A 251-nucleotide genomic window follows, 5' to 3' on the forward strand; every position below is an offset into this window, starting at 1 on the left:
TAGGGGTGAAAGGCCAATCAAACTCCGTGATAGCTGGTTCTCCCCGAAATGCATTTAGGTGCAGCGTCACGTGTTTCTTGCCGGAGGTAGAGCTACTGGATGGCCGATGGGCCCTCACAGGTTACTGACGTCAGCCAAACTCCGAATGCCGGTAAGTGAGAACGTGGCAGTGAGACTGCGGGGGATAAGCTTCGTAGTCGAGAGGGAAACAGCCCAGATCGCCGGCTAAGGCCCCTAAGCGTGTACTAAGT

Annotated in this window: 1 rRNA gene; it reads left to right on the forward strand. The window is 55.4% G+C overall.

The features are described from left to right. Window positions 1–251: ribosomal RNA gene (locus tag AXK61_RS24195) — 23S ribosomal RNA — on the forward strand; the annotation flags it as partial.

The organism is Tsukamurella pseudospumae, from assembly GCF_001575205.1.
In the GTDB taxonomy this organism is placed as follows: Bacteria; Actinomycetota; Actinomycetes; order Mycobacteriales; family Mycobacteriaceae; genus Tsukamurella; species Tsukamurella pseudospumae.